At 48.2% G+C, this 17,672-nt stretch carries 9 protein-coding genes; 7 read left to right on the forward strand and 2 right to left on the reverse strand.

The genetic code is table 11. From position 1 onward, the window contains the following. Position 1: 1 nt before the first annotated feature. The 6 genes from BUB73_RS06040 to BUB73_RS06065 all read left to right on the forward strand — a co-directional run bounded on the left by BUB73_RS06040 (position 2) and on the right by BUB73_RS06065 (position 12,706). A complete protein-coding gene (locus BUB73_RS06040; RefSeq protein ID WP_073284406.1) occupies positions 2-3,655 on the forward strand; it encodes a response regulator in 3,654 nt (1,217 codons plus the stop codon). Positions 3,656-3,739: 84 nt separating this feature from the next. Further along, positions 3,740-6,565 carry an ATP-binding protein gene (locus tag BUB73_RS06045; RefSeq protein ID WP_083539666.1) on the forward strand — a complete coding sequence of 942 codons (2,826 nt, stop codon included), beginning with the start codon at positions 3,740-3,742 and terminating at the stop codon, positions 6,563-6,565. A gap of 11 nt (positions 6,566-6,576) precedes the next feature. Beyond that, on the forward strand, positions 6,577-8,652 hold the full coding sequence (locus BUB73_RS06050; RefSeq protein ID WP_073284408.1) for a hybrid sensor histidine kinase/response regulator: 2,076 nt from the start codon (positions 6,577-6,579) through the stop codon (positions 8,650-8,652). Positions 8,653-8,673: 21 nt separating this feature from the next. Further along, the gene (locus tag BUB73_RS06055; RefSeq protein ID WP_073158391.1) at positions 8,674-9,666 is read left to right on the forward strand and encodes a YihY/virulence factor BrkB family protein; all 993 of its coding nucleotides are present in this window, start codon (positions 8,674-8,676) and stop codon (positions 9,664-9,666) included. Further along, positions 9,663-10,262 carry a hypothetical protein gene (locus tag BUB73_RS06060; RefSeq protein ID WP_073284411.1) on the forward strand — a complete coding sequence of 200 codons (600 nt, stop codon included), beginning with the start codon at positions 9,663-9,665 and terminating at the stop codon, positions 10,260-10,262. Before BUB73_RS06055 ends, BUB73_RS06060 begins: the two co-directional genes overlap by 4 nt. Before the next feature lie 59 nt (positions 10,263-10,321). Continuing rightward, positions 10,322-12,706: an excinuclease ABC subunit UvrA gene (locus BUB73_RS06065; RefSeq protein WP_249269305.1), complete on the forward strand. Its 2,385-nt coding sequence runs from the start codon at positions 10,322-10,324 to the stop codon at positions 12,704-12,706. 3 nt (positions 12,707-12,709) lie between these two features. Here BUB73_RS06065 and BUB73_RS06070 read toward each other — a convergent pair whose 3' ends face one another. Both BUB73_RS06070 and BUB73_RS06075 read right to left on the reverse strand, forming a co-directional pair. Further along, entirely contained in the window at positions 12,710-14,968 is a 2,259-nt protein-coding gene (locus BUB73_RS06070) for a fibrobacter succinogenes major paralogous domain-containing protein (RefSeq protein WP_073284415.1), read from the reverse strand. 54 nt (positions 14,969-15,022) lie between these two features. Then, a complete protein-coding gene (locus BUB73_RS06075) occupies positions 15,023-16,198 on the reverse strand; it encodes a mechanosensitive ion channel family protein (RefSeq protein ID WP_073158376.1) in 1,176 nt (391 codons plus the stop codon). A gap of 79 nt (positions 16,199-16,277) precedes the next feature. Here BUB73_RS06075 and BUB73_RS06080 point away from each other — a divergent pair, with 79 nt between their 5' ends. Then, positions 16,278-17,621 (forward strand): CobW family GTP-binding protein, encoded by a 1,344-nt coding sequence (locus BUB73_RS06080; protein WP_073284418.1) that lies wholly within the window; start codon positions 16,278-16,280, stop codon positions 17,619-17,621. Positions 17,622-17,672: the final 51 nt, after the last annotated feature.

Genomic DNA, 17,672 nt, shown 5'->3' on the forward strand with positions numbered 1-17,672 from the left:
TATGAAAAGATTTTTCTCATATTTTTTCGCAATTATTCTGGCTTTCGCCTACACAGCAAACGCCCAACCTGGGCCTAAAAATGTCCACAATCGTGGAGACAAGAAGCCAAAGACTGTCCGTGTAGGATACTATCAGAACGAAAGTTTTCAGGAAGGCGGACAGGGATCTCCGCTGTATGGCTTCGGTTACGAATATTACCAACGCATCGCCCAGTACTCTGGCTGGCGTTACGAGTATGTCTACGGACCCTATGAAGAACTCTATCAGAAATTCATTGACGGCGAAATAGACCTGTTTGCAGGTCTCGCCCGCACCCCGGAACGAGAGGCCAAAATGTTCTTCCCTCAAGCTCCCATGGGCCGCGACATCTACCACTTGATCAAGAAATCCAACAACACGTCTATTCACGAGGATCCTACCTCCCTCCAGGACAAGAAAATCGGGACACTCCGCGGAGCTATGGAACTGGCACTCATTACGCTTCTGCAATCCAGACATGTCAAAGCCAACATTATCGTATTCGATGACATTAGTTCCCGAGACCAGGCCCTGAGCACAAATTCCATTGACGCCGCCATCGTTGAAAACGCAGGATCCAGTGTTCAGGAAGGTACAGAAACTTTCTTGAGAATGGGAAATACAAATTTTTATCTGTGCGTTACCAAGAAACGCCCCGACCTATTTGGTGAGTTAAACCGGGCCATCGGACAGTTAATGACCGACGACCCGATTATCATGGCCAAACTGTACGACAAGTACATGCGCGCCGGTGCCGCCTCAAAAACATTGACATTGCCAGAAAAGATTTGGCTTGCAAACCACGACACCATCAGGATCGGCTATCTCCGCAACATGCTCCCCTACAGCGACGACAGGGATAACGACAAAAACGCGGAACAAAACCACTCAGACCGCATCGTAGCAAGCAGCGACAAGCCCTCAGGCATCGTGAGCGAAATATTCCCTGAAATGGCAGGTCACATCACTTCAAAAAAATTATTCCTCAAGTATAAGGGATACGATTCCTACGATGAAATGATTTCCGCCCTTGTCAAGGGCGAACAGGACGTAGCCTTCCCTGCAGGAGGCAGTCTATATAGGGCAGAACAGGCGGGAATCCGAGAATCAGCCCCAGTCATACGATCCGAATTGAACCTAGTCTACAAGAACGTCTTCAACAAGAATACGGTTTCCAGTTTTGCAGTCAACAAGAACAACAGGGTCATGGATTACAACATCCAGGACAACTTCCCCAATGCAAAAATCGTTTATTACAATTCAATCCAGGAGTGCCTTGACGCCGTACAGAAAGGCCAGGTCAATGCAACAATTCTAGGAAATCTCCGATCCATCCACCTACTAAAGAACCGCCAATATTCTAACCTGTCGGTTAAGTTGCTAAACATCCCCGACGACAAGTATTTCGGCGTTGCCAACGGAAACGAACCTTTCCTGAAGATATTGAATCGAGGAATTGCATTGACAGGCGCAGAATATACGTTAAACCTGGCCTATCAGTACGCAGAAAAACTGTATCAGCCGAGTCTAGTAGAAACAATTTCCGACCATGCAGCGCTCTTCTTCTCGCTGCTTGCCGCATTTTTCGTATTGATATCCGCATTCATCATCAGCCGCTACAGACGAATCAAGAGGGAAACCGCCAGGGAAAAGGAACAAAACGAACGACTCAGTATGCAGTTGGACGTGATTAACTCCATTAGCGACTTGTACCATAGTGTATTCCTGGTCAACATTCCCCAAAATACCTTCACCATTCTACATACATTCGAATCCATTGAAAAAGCCGTCGGACATTTAAGAAATGACGCCCAGCAGGCATTGAACCTGATGGCTGAGAACATGATTCAGGACAAGTTCAAGCCTATTATACGAGAATTCAACAATATCGCCAGCTGGAAAAACAAACTGGCAAATTCAGATTCCATTTATGAAGAGTACGTCGGTAAAATTCAAGGTTGGTGCGGAGTCAGCATCATTGTAGCCCGTCGCAACGAAAAGGGCGAGCCGACGCACGTACTCTACATTTCACAGGAAATCAACCGTCAGAAAAAGACGGAACAGAACCTGCAGGAAGCTCTTGAACAGGCGGAACAGGCAAACAAGGCCAAGACGTTCTTCCTGAACAACATGAGCCACGATATCCGCACCCCCATGAATGCCATTATCGGTTTCACGACACTCGCCGCCACTCACATGGACGACAAGGAAAAACTTTCTGACTACCTCGGAAAGATTACCACCTCCAGTGAACATCTCCTGTCCCTGATTAACGACGTTCTTGACATGCGCCGCATCGAAAGCGGGAAGGTCAAGTTGGAAGAACGCGAATGTCATCTGCCTGACCTGCTCCACGACATCAAGACTATCGTACAGGCAAACATCCTCCGCAAACAGCAGGAGCTGTTTATCGACGCCATGGACGTAGTCAACGAAGACGTCATTGTAGACAAACTCCGTCTAAACCAGGTCTTGTTAAACCTTCTGAGCAATGCAATCAAGTTCACCCATAACGGAGGCACAATTAGCCTGAGGGTTCTTGAAAAGCCTTGCACCACTAAGGATTACGCCCGATACGAGTTCAGCGTCAAGGACAACGGTATCGGTATTAGCGAAGAATTCCAGAAGCATATTTTTGATGCTTTCTCCAGAGAAGAATCCTCCACTGTTTCCGGCATCCAGGGAACTGGCCTGGGTATGGCCATTACCAAGAACATCGTCAATATGATGAACGGAAACATCGAAATCGTTTCTGCAGAAGGTAAAGGCACAGAATTTATCGTCTCCCTGGAATTTAAACTGTGTAAGGGTCCCACAAGAAACGTTTCCGTATCTCAGCTTATGGGCTTGAGAGCCCTGATTGTCGATGACGATTCCAACACCTGCCTAAGTGTAAGCAAGATGTTGAGAACTATCGGCATGCGCCCGGAATGGACAATATCCGGAAGAGAAGCTGTCCTTAGAACCCAAGACGCAGTGGATCAGGGAGAAGACTTCCACACGTTCATTATTGACTGGCAGATGCCGGACATGAACGGCATTGAAACCGTACGCCGAATCCGCAAGATTATCGGAGAAGGAAAACAGATTATTATCCTTACCGCATATGACTGGAGCGAAATTGAAGAAGAAGCACTTAAGGCTGGCGTAACCGCGTTCTGTTCTAAGCCGCTATTCATGTCGGAACTGCGCGATGTATTGACCAGACCGGCCGGAACTGCCAAGAATAAAACTGTCAACGGATACGACTTCGAGGGAGCACCCATCTTACTGGCAGAAGACAACCCGCTTAACCAGGAAATCGCTTCTACGCTGCTTACCGAAGCCGGCTTTGAAGTGACCGTAGTGAACAACGGTAAAGAAGCTGTCGATAAAATCAACGAAGTTCCGGCAAACACTTTCAAGCTGATCCTGATGGACATCCAGATGCCCATTATGGACGGTTACGAAGCTTCCAGACAAATTAGAAGTCTAGCCGATTCCGAGAAGTCTACTATTCCTATTGTCGCCATGACGGCGAATGCCTTTGACGAAGACCGCAAGAAGGCCTTTGACGCAGGAATGAACGGACATGTGGCAAAGCCCATCAACGTGGAAAAGCTGATGGAGACTCTCAAGATCATCTTGAAAAATTAATCAGCAGACCTTTCTAAAAGGGCTTTAGTAATATTTAAATAAGATTTCTATTCTATATTTCAAACCAAGCTGTAAAGGTTTGGTATGATTCGTAGTAAAGTTGAGCCCCTGTCTATTGTAAGACTCTTATTACTCGTGGCAACATTCGTCGTGATGTTCGCCAGTAGCCCGGCCGTCGCCGATTCCGCGGAAAAAATCGTCAAGGTCGGCTGGTACCATAGCGATATGTTCCAAGAGGGAATGAGCGACGATGAGCCCAAAAGAGGTTACGCCTACGAATACCTTCTAAAAATCGCAGACTACAGCGGTTGGCAGTTCTCTTACGAGTACGGCCAATGGGTCGACCTATTAGAAAAACTTGAAAACGGCGACATCGACGTCCTTGCCGGAGTTTCGTACACCAAGGAACGTAGCTCCAAGATGCTGTTTCCCATTCATGCCATGGGAACCGACAGATACTACCTGTATCAGCACGACAAAAAGCGGACCATGGACGTTTCCGACATCACGACCTTTATCGGGAAAAAAATCGGTTGTATCAACAACAACCGCATGACCACGCACCTGATCCAATGGGCCGAAGAAAACCAGGCAAGCCTAGACTACATCTACTATGACGGATTCCGCGGACGAGACGAAGATTTCACCAACGGTAAACTAGACGGCATTGTCGCAACAGACAACAACATCAACACCACCGTTGGTTACTCGCCCGTAGCCAAAGTGGGTGAAGAACCATTCTACCTGGCCGTTGCCAAGAAGCGCAAGGACCTCTTGACCGACTTAAATCGATCTCTTGAAATTTTGCAAGAGATGAACCCCTATTTTCTTCAAAGTCTACAGTACAAAAGCTATGGGGCCACCATGGCCAATAGCCAACTTTCTGAAGAAGAGTTGCAGTGGGTTTCTACCCATGACACACTGCGCATCGGATATCTAGGAGACTACCTCCCCTACAGCAAGAGCGATAAGGACGGAAACGCCTACGGGCTGATCACCGAAGTTATGGACGCCGCTCTCGACCATCTAAAACTAAGGGATTCGCTCGTCGTATCCTACCAGTCGTTCTACAGTTTCCAGCCAATGATCGACGCACTGACCGAAAATCAAATTGACGCAATTTTCCCCATCGGAGGGCAAATCTGGGATATTGACAGAAGTGGAATGAACACTACCACCGCAGTGGTTTCAACAGGGTTAGACCTTGTCTACCAGGGTAACTTAAGTCAAGAAAAGATCAAACTTTTTGCAATCAACAAGAACAACGAACTGCAAGAAAAATTCGTCAAGAGAAACTACCCCGACGCAGAAATTCTTTACAAGAATTCAATCGAAGATGCTCTTTATGCAGTCAAGAACGAAAACGCGGTCACCATCATCAACGGCCTTCGCGTAAATTTGATTCGCAGCAACAGCGAATTCAACAACCTCTCATTGATGCAATTGAACGCCTCCGGCAACAGCTACCTGGGCGTCAAGAAGGGGAATGTGGGCCTGCTCCTCCTACTGAACCGAGGTCTAAAGTTGACCGGCCGAGATTTTGGCATCAATACAGCCTACAAATACATGGACGAATTCTACAACGTCACATTCATTGATTTTGTAAAAAGCCGCATTATTTCCATCGGTTCAATTTTCCTTGGAATTATGTTGCTCATCATAATTCTTCTTAACAGAAACATCTACCACACCAAAAAAGATGCACTTGAAAAAGAAAGGCTGAACAAAAAACTGGAATTTTCTCGCAAACAGGCAGAAGAAGCGAATAACGCCAAAACAACGTTCCTGTTCAACATGAGCCATGACATTCGAACCCCCATGAATGCCATCATAGGCTTCACAGACCTTCTGCAAAAATACCAGGAAGATCCAGAGAAACGAAACAATTACCTCAAGAAAATCCAAGACTCCAGTACAACACTCCTGTCCATCATTAACAACGTGTTGGAAATGGCTCGCATTGAAAAGGGCGCCGAAAAAATTGAAGAAAACGCCTGGAGTACGGAACAGTTTAACGACACCTTATTTTCCGTTTTTCAGGAAATGATGAAGAACAAGGGAATCAAGTTCACCCGAACCATAGAAGTCCAGCACCACAACGTGTTGTGTGACACTATCAAAATGCGTGAAATATTCCTGAACATTCTTTCCAACGCCTACAAATACACCACCTACGGTGGCAGTGTCCATATGAACTTGAAGGAACTGCCCTACAATACCGAGGGATGGTGTCTCTATCAAACCACAATTACCGACACCGGTTGTGGTATGTCCAAGGAATTCCTCCCCCATGTATTTGAAGAATTCGCTCGAGAAAATACCTCTATCGGAAATAGGATTGAAGGTTCTGGTCTTGGCATGTCAATCGTCAAGAGACTTGTGGATCTGATGAACGGAACCATAGAAGTCCATAGCGAAAAGGGAATCGGAACCACATTCATTGTTACGGTTCCCCACAAGATTGCACGCGAAGAGGATTTGCTAGTTCATGCAAATAAAAAATTCAGTCAGGAATCCTTCAAGGGTTATAGAGTTCTTCTGGCCGAAGACAACGATCTAAATGCAGAAATCACCACAACACTTCTGACGGAGGTGGGATTCGCTGTAGATCGCGCCGTAGACGGGCATTGTTGTGCAGAACTGTTAAGCAAGGCAAGCGACAATTACTACAACATAATCCTTATGGACATCCAGATGCCCAAAATTAACGGTTATGAAGCAACTCGCATTATCCGCAGTCTGAGCGACACCAAGAAAGCGACAATTCCAATTATTGCTCTCACAGCTAACGCATTCGAAGAAGATAAACGAGCCGCATTTATGGCAGGCATGAACGGCCACCTATCCAAGCCAATCAATGTCAAAATGCTCTTGCAGGAACTTACGAGAATTCTCGGTAACCAAAACTAGAGAAGGAGTCCATGACACAACCATCTAACAAAAATTCAAGATCCGACAAGATTCATGTTTATCTGCCCCTAGTTTTCATTTGCGTTGTACTGGAATCGATATTCATCATTTCCACCTATTTCTCCGTAGAAAAACAAATCAAGACAGAAGCCAAGGCCCACGCAGAAGAGATTGTGGCCAGCATCCAGAGCGAGCTCAACAAGAGTTTTGAAACGACCAAGTTGTTGATTGACCTCCACAAAGTTTATGGGGACGTATTCCTTAAAGACTTTAACGAAATCTGCCTAGAACTGACCCGCGACAATCTGGCCATCGGTAGCATGTACTTTGCACCCAAGGGAATCATCAAGTATGCATTCCCCGACGAAGTGGATTCTGCTACGGCGAATTTCAATATGTTAGAAGATCCCGTTCAGGGATTAAAGTCACAAAAAGCCCTAGAAGACCGCAAGGCAACCATTGCCGGCCCCCACAACCTGATAGAAGGCGGCGAAGGCTTTATCCTACGAAATCCTGCCTTTATCAACGAAGAATTCATTGGATTTTCCATTGTCGTTCTGGACAAAGGTTTACTTCTGAACCAGATATCGAACAATCTCCATTTTTCTAATTACAATTTTGCCGTATGGAAGGAACCGGACTCCACTGCAGTTCTAGATAAAAATGGATTTATCCTGACCAATTTCAACAACGGAAAGATTGGTAAGGATGTTCAGCTATCATTTGACATTCTTAACGATACCTGGCACATTACCTTGGAACCTATAGGTGGTTGGAACACCCTAAAGGCAATGAGGGGATCCCTTCTCACATCGTTCCTGATTTTAGCAACACTACTTTTCCTGTTATACATGCATTCCCTTGCAGCAGTCCGCAAAAGAGAACTGCAGATGCAGATTTTTGCTAACAAGGCAAAAAGCAGTTTCCTCTTTAGCATGAGCCACGACATTCGTACACCCATGAACGCCATCATCGGCTTTGCCAACCTGATGCAAAAGAATTTAGGCAATCCAGAAAAAATCGCAGACTATCTAAACAAGCTTCAGGCCTCCAGCAAATTTCTCCTTTCCCTAATCAACAATGTTCTTGAAATGGCCCGCATCGAAAGCGGTAAGATGACTCTTGAAGAAGACATCATCTATGTAAAGAATTTCCAGAATGTTACCGATGCCGTATTCACCGATCTCGCACACGAAAAAGGGCTGGATTTTCGCAACGATTCTAACCTGATCAACGATTACGTCATCGGCGACGAAATGAAGATTAGGGAACTAGTGTTAAATATCGTAAGCAACGCCATCAAGTACACCCCTTCTGGCGGCTTTGTTCACCTATCCCTGACAGAATCTAAATGCGATCGACCCGGCTACACCATGTATACAGCCATCGCAGAAGATTCAGGCATCGGCATCAACAAGGATTACCTCCCCCACATCTTCGAGGAATTCTCTCGAGAAAAAAATTCCACGGAGAGCAAGATTAGCGGAAGTGGTCTTGGCATGCCCATTGTCAAGCGCCTGATCGATTTAATGAACGGCACCATAGACATTCAGAGTAAAGTCGGCAAAGGAACGAAGATAACCATCGTTCTTTACCTGCGTCTCCCCACGGCCGAACAAATTTACGCCGCAAAACAGGTAAACGAGAACGCCAACGGGAAAGTCCACGAAGAATCAACCTCGGAATCCAAATCCTTCCAGGGGAAGCGAATTCTCCTCGTAGAAGATAACGACCTAAACGCAGAAATTGCAGAAGCACTCCTTGAAGAACTAGGATTCACCATAGAACGAGCAGCCGACGGGCAATCCTGTATCAAGATGATAGAGGCCCAGGATTACAATTATTATGACATAGTTCTCATGGACATTCAAATGCCGATTATGGATGGGTATGAAGCCACTCGACATATTAGGCAATTCAAGAATAAAAACAAGCGAAAAATTCCCATTGTGGCCATGACAGCAAACGCCTTTGACGAAGATCGTCAGAAAGCACTGAATATCGGTATGAATGGGCATGTCGCAAAACCAATCAACACCGCTGATTTGGTAAAGGCATTGACCAACGCACTTTCGGACAGGCAATAATTTTTTAAATTTGCCCCCACTATGCCCGAATGGTTTAAAAATTTTTCCTGGGAACGAATATTCGACGCATTGGCCGCCGTTTCTCCGACCCCTATAAAGATTGCAGTAATCGCTGGCAAGTCTTTCCTGTATTTCCATGGTCTTACCCGTGCAGCAGCCTTGACCTACACCAGTTTCTTGGCTGTGGTCCCCATGCTGATCCTGCTGACTTCCATAACTATTTCTGCCGGCTTTGGTAGTTTCTTCTCTGATTACCTCCCCCACCTCTTTGACATTCTTGATTTGGACTGGCCCACAGAACCCCTGGTAGCCATCGTGCAGAATGCAGAACACGTACCTATCGGTCGACTGGGCTTCATCGGCGCATTGGGTCTTTTCGTCACCTTCATTCTGTCTTTCGGAAGTCTGGAATCCAATTTCAACGTCGTTTGGGAAAACAAGACTTCTCGCCCCCTCCACAAGCAGATCCGTATCGCCATCCCCCTGTTGCTGGTATATGCAGGCATCATCGGCATTTACGCAGGTCTTGTAAACCAGCTGCAGGAAGCCCTTTCCCTGATCGTGGTAGATGGTTTGCATTTCCCGCCCTCTGTCATCAAGACCCTCATTAATGCATTCTGGTTCTCTTCTTTCCAGTTTGCTGTAATCTTGATGATTTTCATGGTATTGTACGCCTTGCCGGCCCGGCCCGCAGAAAAGCGATCCTACACCAAGAAGCAACTGATATTGACCTCTATCGGAGTATCCCTGCTGGCCTGGATCTGCATTATCGCCTATGTGAAGATTTTGGTGCTCATCCAGACCGCACTGGTCACAAGAATGTCTATTTTCTATGGGTCCTTAGCTTTTATTCCCCTGGTGCTTTTCCTCGTTTTCGGAATCTGGATTATCATCTTGTGCGGCAACAGTCTGGTATGGACCATTTGCAACTGGCCCGAAGCCGCAAACCGTACCTGGAACTGGGATGGAATTACAGCCGAAGGGCACGGACTTACAACGGAGGATCGTCTATGATTTTCAAGAAGATTTTGATTACGGGCCTTGCCCTCATGGGTCTGGCATCCACCGCCAACGCCGAACTGCAATCAGTCAAGTTCACCCCCGAAGAAAAGGTGAATGACGGTTGGAAGGCCTTCCTTGGCATCGGTGGAGGTAATTCCCTGGTTGCTGACGACGGAGCCATCTTCGCCAATCTGCGAATCGGTATCCAGTGGAACAACCTGCTGGCCTCCGGCCTTTTCGCCAACTTCCTCATCAGCGACATTCGCAATTATAATGTGTCCCAGAAGCAGATGTTGGACTACAATTCCTTTGGAGCCTTCATCGAACTGTTCCCGGTGCGCATCAATGAAGCATTCAGCATTTCCGTTCCCATCGAAGTGGGTGGCGGCGCCATCAATGTCATCGAAAATGGCGACAACAATTTTTCTTCCGAAGATTACTTCTTTGTAGCCGATATGGCCGTTCACTTCAACTACCGCGTTACCAAGATGCTGGAAGTTTCTGTGGGTGGCGGTTATCGCATGTTCAACGGCATCGAAGAAAACGGATTGGAAAATCTGGACTTCTGCACCCCCTTTGGCGAACTCCGCTTTACCATTAAGGAATAGGGTTCAGTACGTCTGACTTTATAACACTTCGTGGATGCAGACTCCACAACCTAAGGAATGTGGATGTCCAATTCCCCTTGGGGAAGATTACGGTTGTCTGCGGACCTTCGGGGTGTGGAAAGTCGACCCTGGTCCTTGATACATTACACGGAGAATCCAAGCGCAGGTATCTAGAAACCCTATCGCCCTACGCAGCCGAAATGCTGGGCGGTCGTAAGGTTATACCCCTTGACAGTGCTGACGGTCTGCCCGCTAGCCTTGCCATTGGCCCAAGCCACGGAGAAGCCAGCGCCAAGTCCTACGCCTTAAGCATTTCTGAATGCGACAGCAGTTTGCGAACTCTATTCGCAGCTTTCGCCAAACCGGCCTGCCCTGTTTGCGGCAAGCCCATGGAAAGCACTAGCCGCGAAGACATTATCCGCCAGGTTGCGAGCCTTCCCGAAGGAACCAAACTGCAATTTTTCGCCCGAATCGACACCGGTGCAAGTGAGGACGCCTCCGGTCGCAAACGTAGCGGCCAATCGCTAGACAAACTTTCAGCCGCTTTCCTGGCCCAGGGTTTTACCCGTGCCGTTGCTGACGACCAAGTCATTTCTCTAGCAGACCTAACAGACGATCAACGAGCAATCTGCCCCAGTGAATTCTTTATCGTTGTGGACAGAATCATAGTCCGTTCCAACACCCGCACGAGAATTGCCGAAGCCGTTGACGGAGTCCTTAAGCTAACTCACACCGAAGTTACACTAGATGAAAACGGCAATCGCCGAGTATTTAGCACAGTCCCCAGCTGTAAGGAACACGGTGCTGCGGACTTTCACGCCTTGGACGCCTCGGACTTCTCCCCCTACTGCAGAAGTTCCGTCTGCCCCACCTGTGGTGGAACCGGCACCTGCGAAAAAGACGGCAACATCGAAGATTGCACGGAATGTAAAGGTCTCCGTCTCAAGAAAGGTCTGCTCAACGCCACAGTTCAGGGAACCCGCTGGAGCGACTTGCTGACGACACCCTTCACAAACCTGGAAGAAAAAATCCACGCGGTTTTTGACGGTCCCATACAAGAAAGTAGGCAGGCAACTTTGTCCCGTCTTACGGCATCCCTGTCCGAACGAATTCAGGCCATCAACGAACTTGGCATCGGTTACTTGACTCCGGGCCGCGCAGGCACCACCCTTTCCGGAGGCGAAATCCAGCGTCTCCGTTTGGCAAGCCTTTCTACAGGTCATTTAAACAATTTGCTGATTGCGCTAGATGAACCGGCAAGTGGTCTCCACAAAAACGACGTGGAAGCCCTCTGGAACGTCCTTAAAAAAGTGCAGGCCCGCGGGAATACTCTAGTCCTTATAGAACACAATCCAGCCATTATCGAGAAAGCTGACTGGATAATAGAAATGGGACCGGGCGCAGGAGAAAAAGGCGGAGAAGTGCTGCACATGGGATCCGCCGCAGAGATTTTGAACAACCCCGTCTCCCCCACCGGAAACTGGATTAAGTATTTGAAAGGCACGAGGCGCGAGACTGAACGTCATTCTGAGCCGAAGGCGATATATGAAACTAGGGACTTTAGTCCCCTAGTTGAATTAGGTTCGAAGGAGCAGAATCCAGGAGCATCCATTCTCGTTCGCGATTTTGCCCTCTTCGATATGAAATCCGTTTCGGCAGATTTCCCTTTAAAGAAGTTCAGCGTGATCACAGGCCAGAGCGGTAGCGGTAAGTCTACCCTCATGTTCAAGAATCTGGCACCTCGCGCAGAAGCCGGCGAATTCGCCCCCTTGGGAATCGATGCCCTATCCATACTTTCTACAGGCGATTTTCATGGAAACCGTCGCAGTACGGTATTAAGCGCCACCAACATGAGCAACCTTTTGCGGGACCTTTTCGCAAAAATGCCCGAAAGCAAAGTCCGTGGTTACAACGCCGCCAAATTCGCCACCCACGCTGCTGGCGGACGCTGCGAAAACTGCAAGGGAGAAGGCGTCATCCTGGACCCCTCCGGCTATGAAGAAAACGAATGCCCCGTTTGTCTGGGCAGACGTTTCAAGGATGAAGTCCTAGACATCCGTTTCAAGAGCAAATCCATCGCCGACATTCTGGATATGGAAATCGGGAACGCCTACAAGCTTTTCTACGACATGAAGCCTTTCGCCGATAAGTTGAAACCTCTTGTAGACACAGGCCTCGACTACATCCGTCTGGGGCAAAGCACGGCCCACATTTCCGGTGGCGAACGAGCCCGTTTACGTTTGTCTATCGCCCTGGCCAGAGCCAAGGCTCCCAACACATTATTCTTGTTCGATGAGCCCGCACGCGGCCTCCATCAGGTCGATATCAATCACCTGCTAGAGCTGATCCGCGGCCTCACGGAAGCGGGCCACACCATAGTGGCCATCGAACACGCCCAGGATTTTGTAAACGCCGCCGACTACGTGGTGGAATTAAGCAGATAGAAACTAGTCTTGGAGACAACGAACCGACTTTGCGAAGTTCTTGTTGCTGTAGTTGAGTATCGCACTCTCCTCAGCGGAGTCCAGGTCCAAGAAGAAGGCGTTGTTACTATAGTCCTCACCCGACGACCAGAAGTTAGCGTCGTAACCGATATAGTCGAATTCACCGGCGATTTCTCTGCCGCCACCGGGGAGCGCAGAGAAACCATAGGTATCCGTTCCGTTGCCTCCAAATTTCCAACCGGACTTGGACTTCAAGAACTCGCCCGCAGTAGATGAACTGACGTTACTGGCATGTCCATATCCGAATGACGGATCAATGTAATTGATCAATGTTTCAAATTCCCTATAGCTCGGCAAGTGCCAGCCCTGGGGGCAAACACCGCGAACCGGAGTTGTTGGATTAAGGGAAACTCCGCAGGTTTTGCCATAAGTACAGGCAGCTTCATCCATGGCAACTTCCCAAGTATACAGACGACCGTATGTTGTACAATTTGCAGCAATTTCTTCAGCAGTCAAATTTTTATTACTGGAATAATCGTAGCCTCCGTCACCGTAACAGCCGCTCCATGCGTAGGAGCCCATACTAGAGACATCGCCCGGGTTATAGTTCAAGTTCTCCGCCATCCAGGTCTGGGTTCCGATGGTTATTGTCTTGTAATTTTGACCGTCGCGAGAATCAGTTAACGATCCATATTCAACGCTGGAGGAAGAGGAAGTTTCGCTCCCCTCGCTAGAGTCCCTGAGACAACGAACGTAAGCACCGGAGTTCAGCTTATTGAGCCATGCGTCGGGCACGTCGTCGATGTTGTAGTTGAAGAACCAACCGTACGCATAGTTTCTATAGAGTTCAGTAGAACTCCAGAAGATTGTGCTTTCGCCTTCGTCGTAGGAATGTTCATCATCGCCGCGATAGCCTGCCGGCAGAACCGCGAAGTCGAAGGAATCGGTACCATTGCCACCACTAAACCAACCACTGGTAGATTTCAGTGACCTACCGGCAGAACTGATTCCACCTACGGCAGTCCACAGAGTATCCCATTCCGTGTAACTTGGTAAGTGCCAACCTGTAGGGCAAGCATCCATAGCAGCAGACCATTCATATAAACGGCCATACTTAGAACAATTTCTTGTTTCACTTTCATAGCAGTAACTTTTGTTTGTATTGTAGTTCAAGTTCTCCGCCATCCAGGTCTGTGTACCGATGGAAACGGTCTTGTAAGTTCGACCGTCGCGAGAATCGTTTAACGAACCATATTTGACGCTGGAGGAAGAGTTCGTCGGCTTCGCCTGCGAGCTCGACGAGGAGGCTCCGACCCCCTCGTCGGAATCCCTGAGACAACGTACGGAATAACCTTCGTACTTATCGACGCGGATACGGGCCACGTCGCCGTAGTCGCAGTGGAATGTCCAAGAGTACGCGGAGTAGCTCTTGTACTCACCAGAACTCCAGAAGTCAGCGATGTCTTCCTCTCTCATGAAATCGCCATCATCGATGCCGCGGAGGCCTGCCGGAAGAACAGTGAAACCGAAGGAATCAGTACCGTTACCTTTATGGTACCAGCCGCTGGTAGATTTTAGTTTTGCTGCGGCAATCCTGGTTCCACCTACCACAGTCCACAGAGTATTCCATTCAGCATCGTTGGGCACATGCCAGCCTTCGGGACAAATACCGCGGTGGGGGCTGTTGGGGGTGCAGGTCTTGCCATAGCCACACTTGGTTCCTGCATTTACATTAAACTGGGCAGCACTATCCATCACGGCACTCCAGGTATAAAGGCGACCGTACTTGTCGCAGTTGGAAGCCTTGTTTTCGTAGCACCAGCTGGTGGAATCGGAAGTGTAACCTTCGTAGTTGAACTTCACGCCAGTGTATGCGTAGTTCAGGTTTTCGGCCATCCAGGTCTGGGTGCCGATGGTGACTGTCTTGTAAACTTGACCGTCGCGTTCATCAGTAAACTCGCCGTAGTCAATGTTTGGATTCAAGTATGCCCAAGCAGCTTTGACACTGCTACTGTTCTTAGCGCTTGACGAACTTGCAACAGAGCTGCTGGATCCTTCGCTATCGCTCAGGATGACACTAGAGGAGGAGCTCAGGATGACACTAGAGGAGGAGCTCAGGATGACACTGGAGGAAGAAGAGTCGTCATCATTAGCCGGTCCGTTTGAAGATTCGCCGTCGCCACAGGCGGCAAGACCCAAAGCCATGGCAAAAGCACCAACTGCAATCGCACTAAATCCAAAATTCGGCTTCATATTTTTCATAGATTCCTCAAACCACCCGTTTTTCAAGATTTATTCTACAAACAAATCCATAAATTACTTTCTCAAATACCCTGCGTATTGGAACAAACTAAGTCCGAATTCAGGCAGCACAGCAATCAGGTGGTCAAATATGTCAGACTGGATTCCTTCGTAGGCCACCCACTGGGTAACATTAGCGAATGCATAAATTTCAAGAGGCAAGCCTTCGGGAGTTGGCGCCAGCTGGCGTGTCATCAAGGTCATGTCCTGCGCCACATTTTTTAGAGAGCGTAAGTACGCCGTACAATAAGCGCGGAAAGTTCCGATGTTAGTCATGTGACGACTATTCACCATGTCTAATTCTGTAGGCACGGCATTTTCCCCATACTTGGCGGTAAATTCCGAAGCCAACTCTACGCGCTTTTCATCCATGTAGGGTTTCAAGATTTCAATCTTAGACAATCGTTCGATTTCTTCTTCAGTCAAGAAGCGAATGCTCTGCTGATCAATGAAAAGTGAACGCTTGATTCGGCGACCACCGGATTCTTCCATTCCGCGCCAGTTCTTGAAACTGTTGGTAATGAGGTCATAAGCAGGAATTACCGAAATGGTCTTGTCCCAGTTTCTGATTTTCACAGAGGTAAGAGTAATGTCGATGACTGTACCATCAGTATGGTGACGTTCAATCTCAATCCAATCCCCTTTGCGGAGCAAGTCAGACAAATTAATCTGGATACCCGAAACTACGCCCAGAATGGAATCCCTAAAGATCAACATCAAGATGGTTGCGGCGGCACCCATAGCGGAGAGTATGAATACGGGGCTCTTGCCAATGACCTGCGATATGACAACAATGGCACAAACGCAGAACAAAATCAGTTTAACCGCCTGGAATGTTCCGTGGAAAGATTTGTTCTTTCGTCTTTGGTTCTGGTCGTTCAAGGTTTCGACCACATCAAAGAAGGAGCTTCCCGCCGCAAAGGCAATCAGGGCAAACCATACTGCAGAAACACGGGTACAAATATCGTACACAAGGGACTGCTGCTCCACAAAGCGGGCAAAGGCTGCGCTAAAAATTGTTGCGGGAACAAGCTGCAAAGCCCTAGAAAAGAACCGTTTTTCTACAAGGAGATCGTCAAACTTGTTGGGAGTCTTTTCTGCAATTTTTCGGGCAATAGGATTCACCACGAACATGCAGAGTAGAAGAACAACGAGAACTATGCTTAAAAAGATTACAAAATTCAAGCTCATAGCCCTAAAATACAAAAATGAAAACAGCCTAAACGGTATGCTCTAGCCTGGAAAAGAATAAATTGCTAGATTTTCGGCCATGAAAAAGTCAGTACCTATTACAGTGCTCACCGGTTACTTAGGAGCCGGAAAAACTACTCTTCTCAATTACGTTCTTAACAACCAGCAAGGCTATCACGTCGCCGTTATCGTTAACGACATTGGTGAAGTGAATATCGACCAGACCCTGATTGAAAAGGGCGGAAACATCACTAAGGCCGACGACGGCACCGTGGTTCCCCTTTCCAATGGTTGCATCTGCTGTTCCCTGAAGCAGGACATGCTGGAACAGATTGCCGAAATTCTCGAAACCGGCAAGTTCGACTACATTCTTATTGAAGCAAGCGGTATTTGCGAACCGGTACCTATCGCACAGACCATCTGCATGGCCGGCATGCAGCTCCAGAGCACCAAGGGCGAACCTCTCCCCTGCCACCTGGACAACGTGGTTTCCGTGGTTGACGTCTGCCGTCTGGCCGACGAATTTGGCGGTGGCCAGAAGCTCCTTCAGAAGGATCTTGAAGAAACCGACATCGCAAACCTTCTGATCCAGCAGATCGAATTCTGCAATACCATCATCATGAACAAGGTGGATCAGCTTTCCAAGAACGATCTCGAAAAGGTGAAGGCTGTGGTTCGCGCCCTCCAGCCCGAAGCCAAGATGATCGAGACCAACTTCGGTAAGGTTGAAATGTCTGACATTCTGGACACCAAGCAGTTTGACTTCGAAAAGGTGGCAAATTCTGCTGCCTGGGCTAAGGAACTGGGTAAGTCCGTAGACGAAGAAGACATCGACGAAGACGATGACGATCACGACGATCATCACCATCACGACCACGACGAAGACCATAGCGACTGCGACCATGAACATGGCGTCTGCCATCACCACCATGATGATGACGATGATGACGAACATGAACATCATCATGACCATGACGAAGACCACAGCCACTGCGACCACGAACATGGTGTTTGCCACTGCGGCCATCACCACGACAAGGATCATCCCCATGGCGATGAATACGGCATTTCTACCTTCGTGTATGAACGCCGTCGTCCGCTGATCCGCGAACGTTTCGAAGTGTTCCTGGATAACTATCCCAACAGCATCATCCGCACCAAGGGTCTCCTGTGGTTCGAAGACGAAAGGGATACCAGCTACCTGTTTGAACAAGCCGGCAAGCAAGCCTCTGCCCAGAATTTCGGCCCCTGGTTCGCCTCTGAACCCGAAGCCGAACAGAAACGAATCCTCAAGGAAAATCCGGACCTGTTGAAGGTCTGGGACGAAAAGTACGGCGACCGCATTGTCCGCCTGGTCTTCATCGGCCAGCACATGGAAAAGAAGAAGGTCATCGCCGCCATGGACGCTTGTCTCGGCGAATAATCTCGCAAAACCAATCCATTAAAAAATCCGGTTTCGTTCGTCGCGAAATCG

The sequence above is a fragment of the Fibrobacter sp. UWH6 genome (assembly GCF_900142465.1).
Taxonomy (GTDB): domain Bacteria; phylum Fibrobacterota; class Fibrobacteria; order Fibrobacterales; family Fibrobacteraceae; genus Fibrobacter.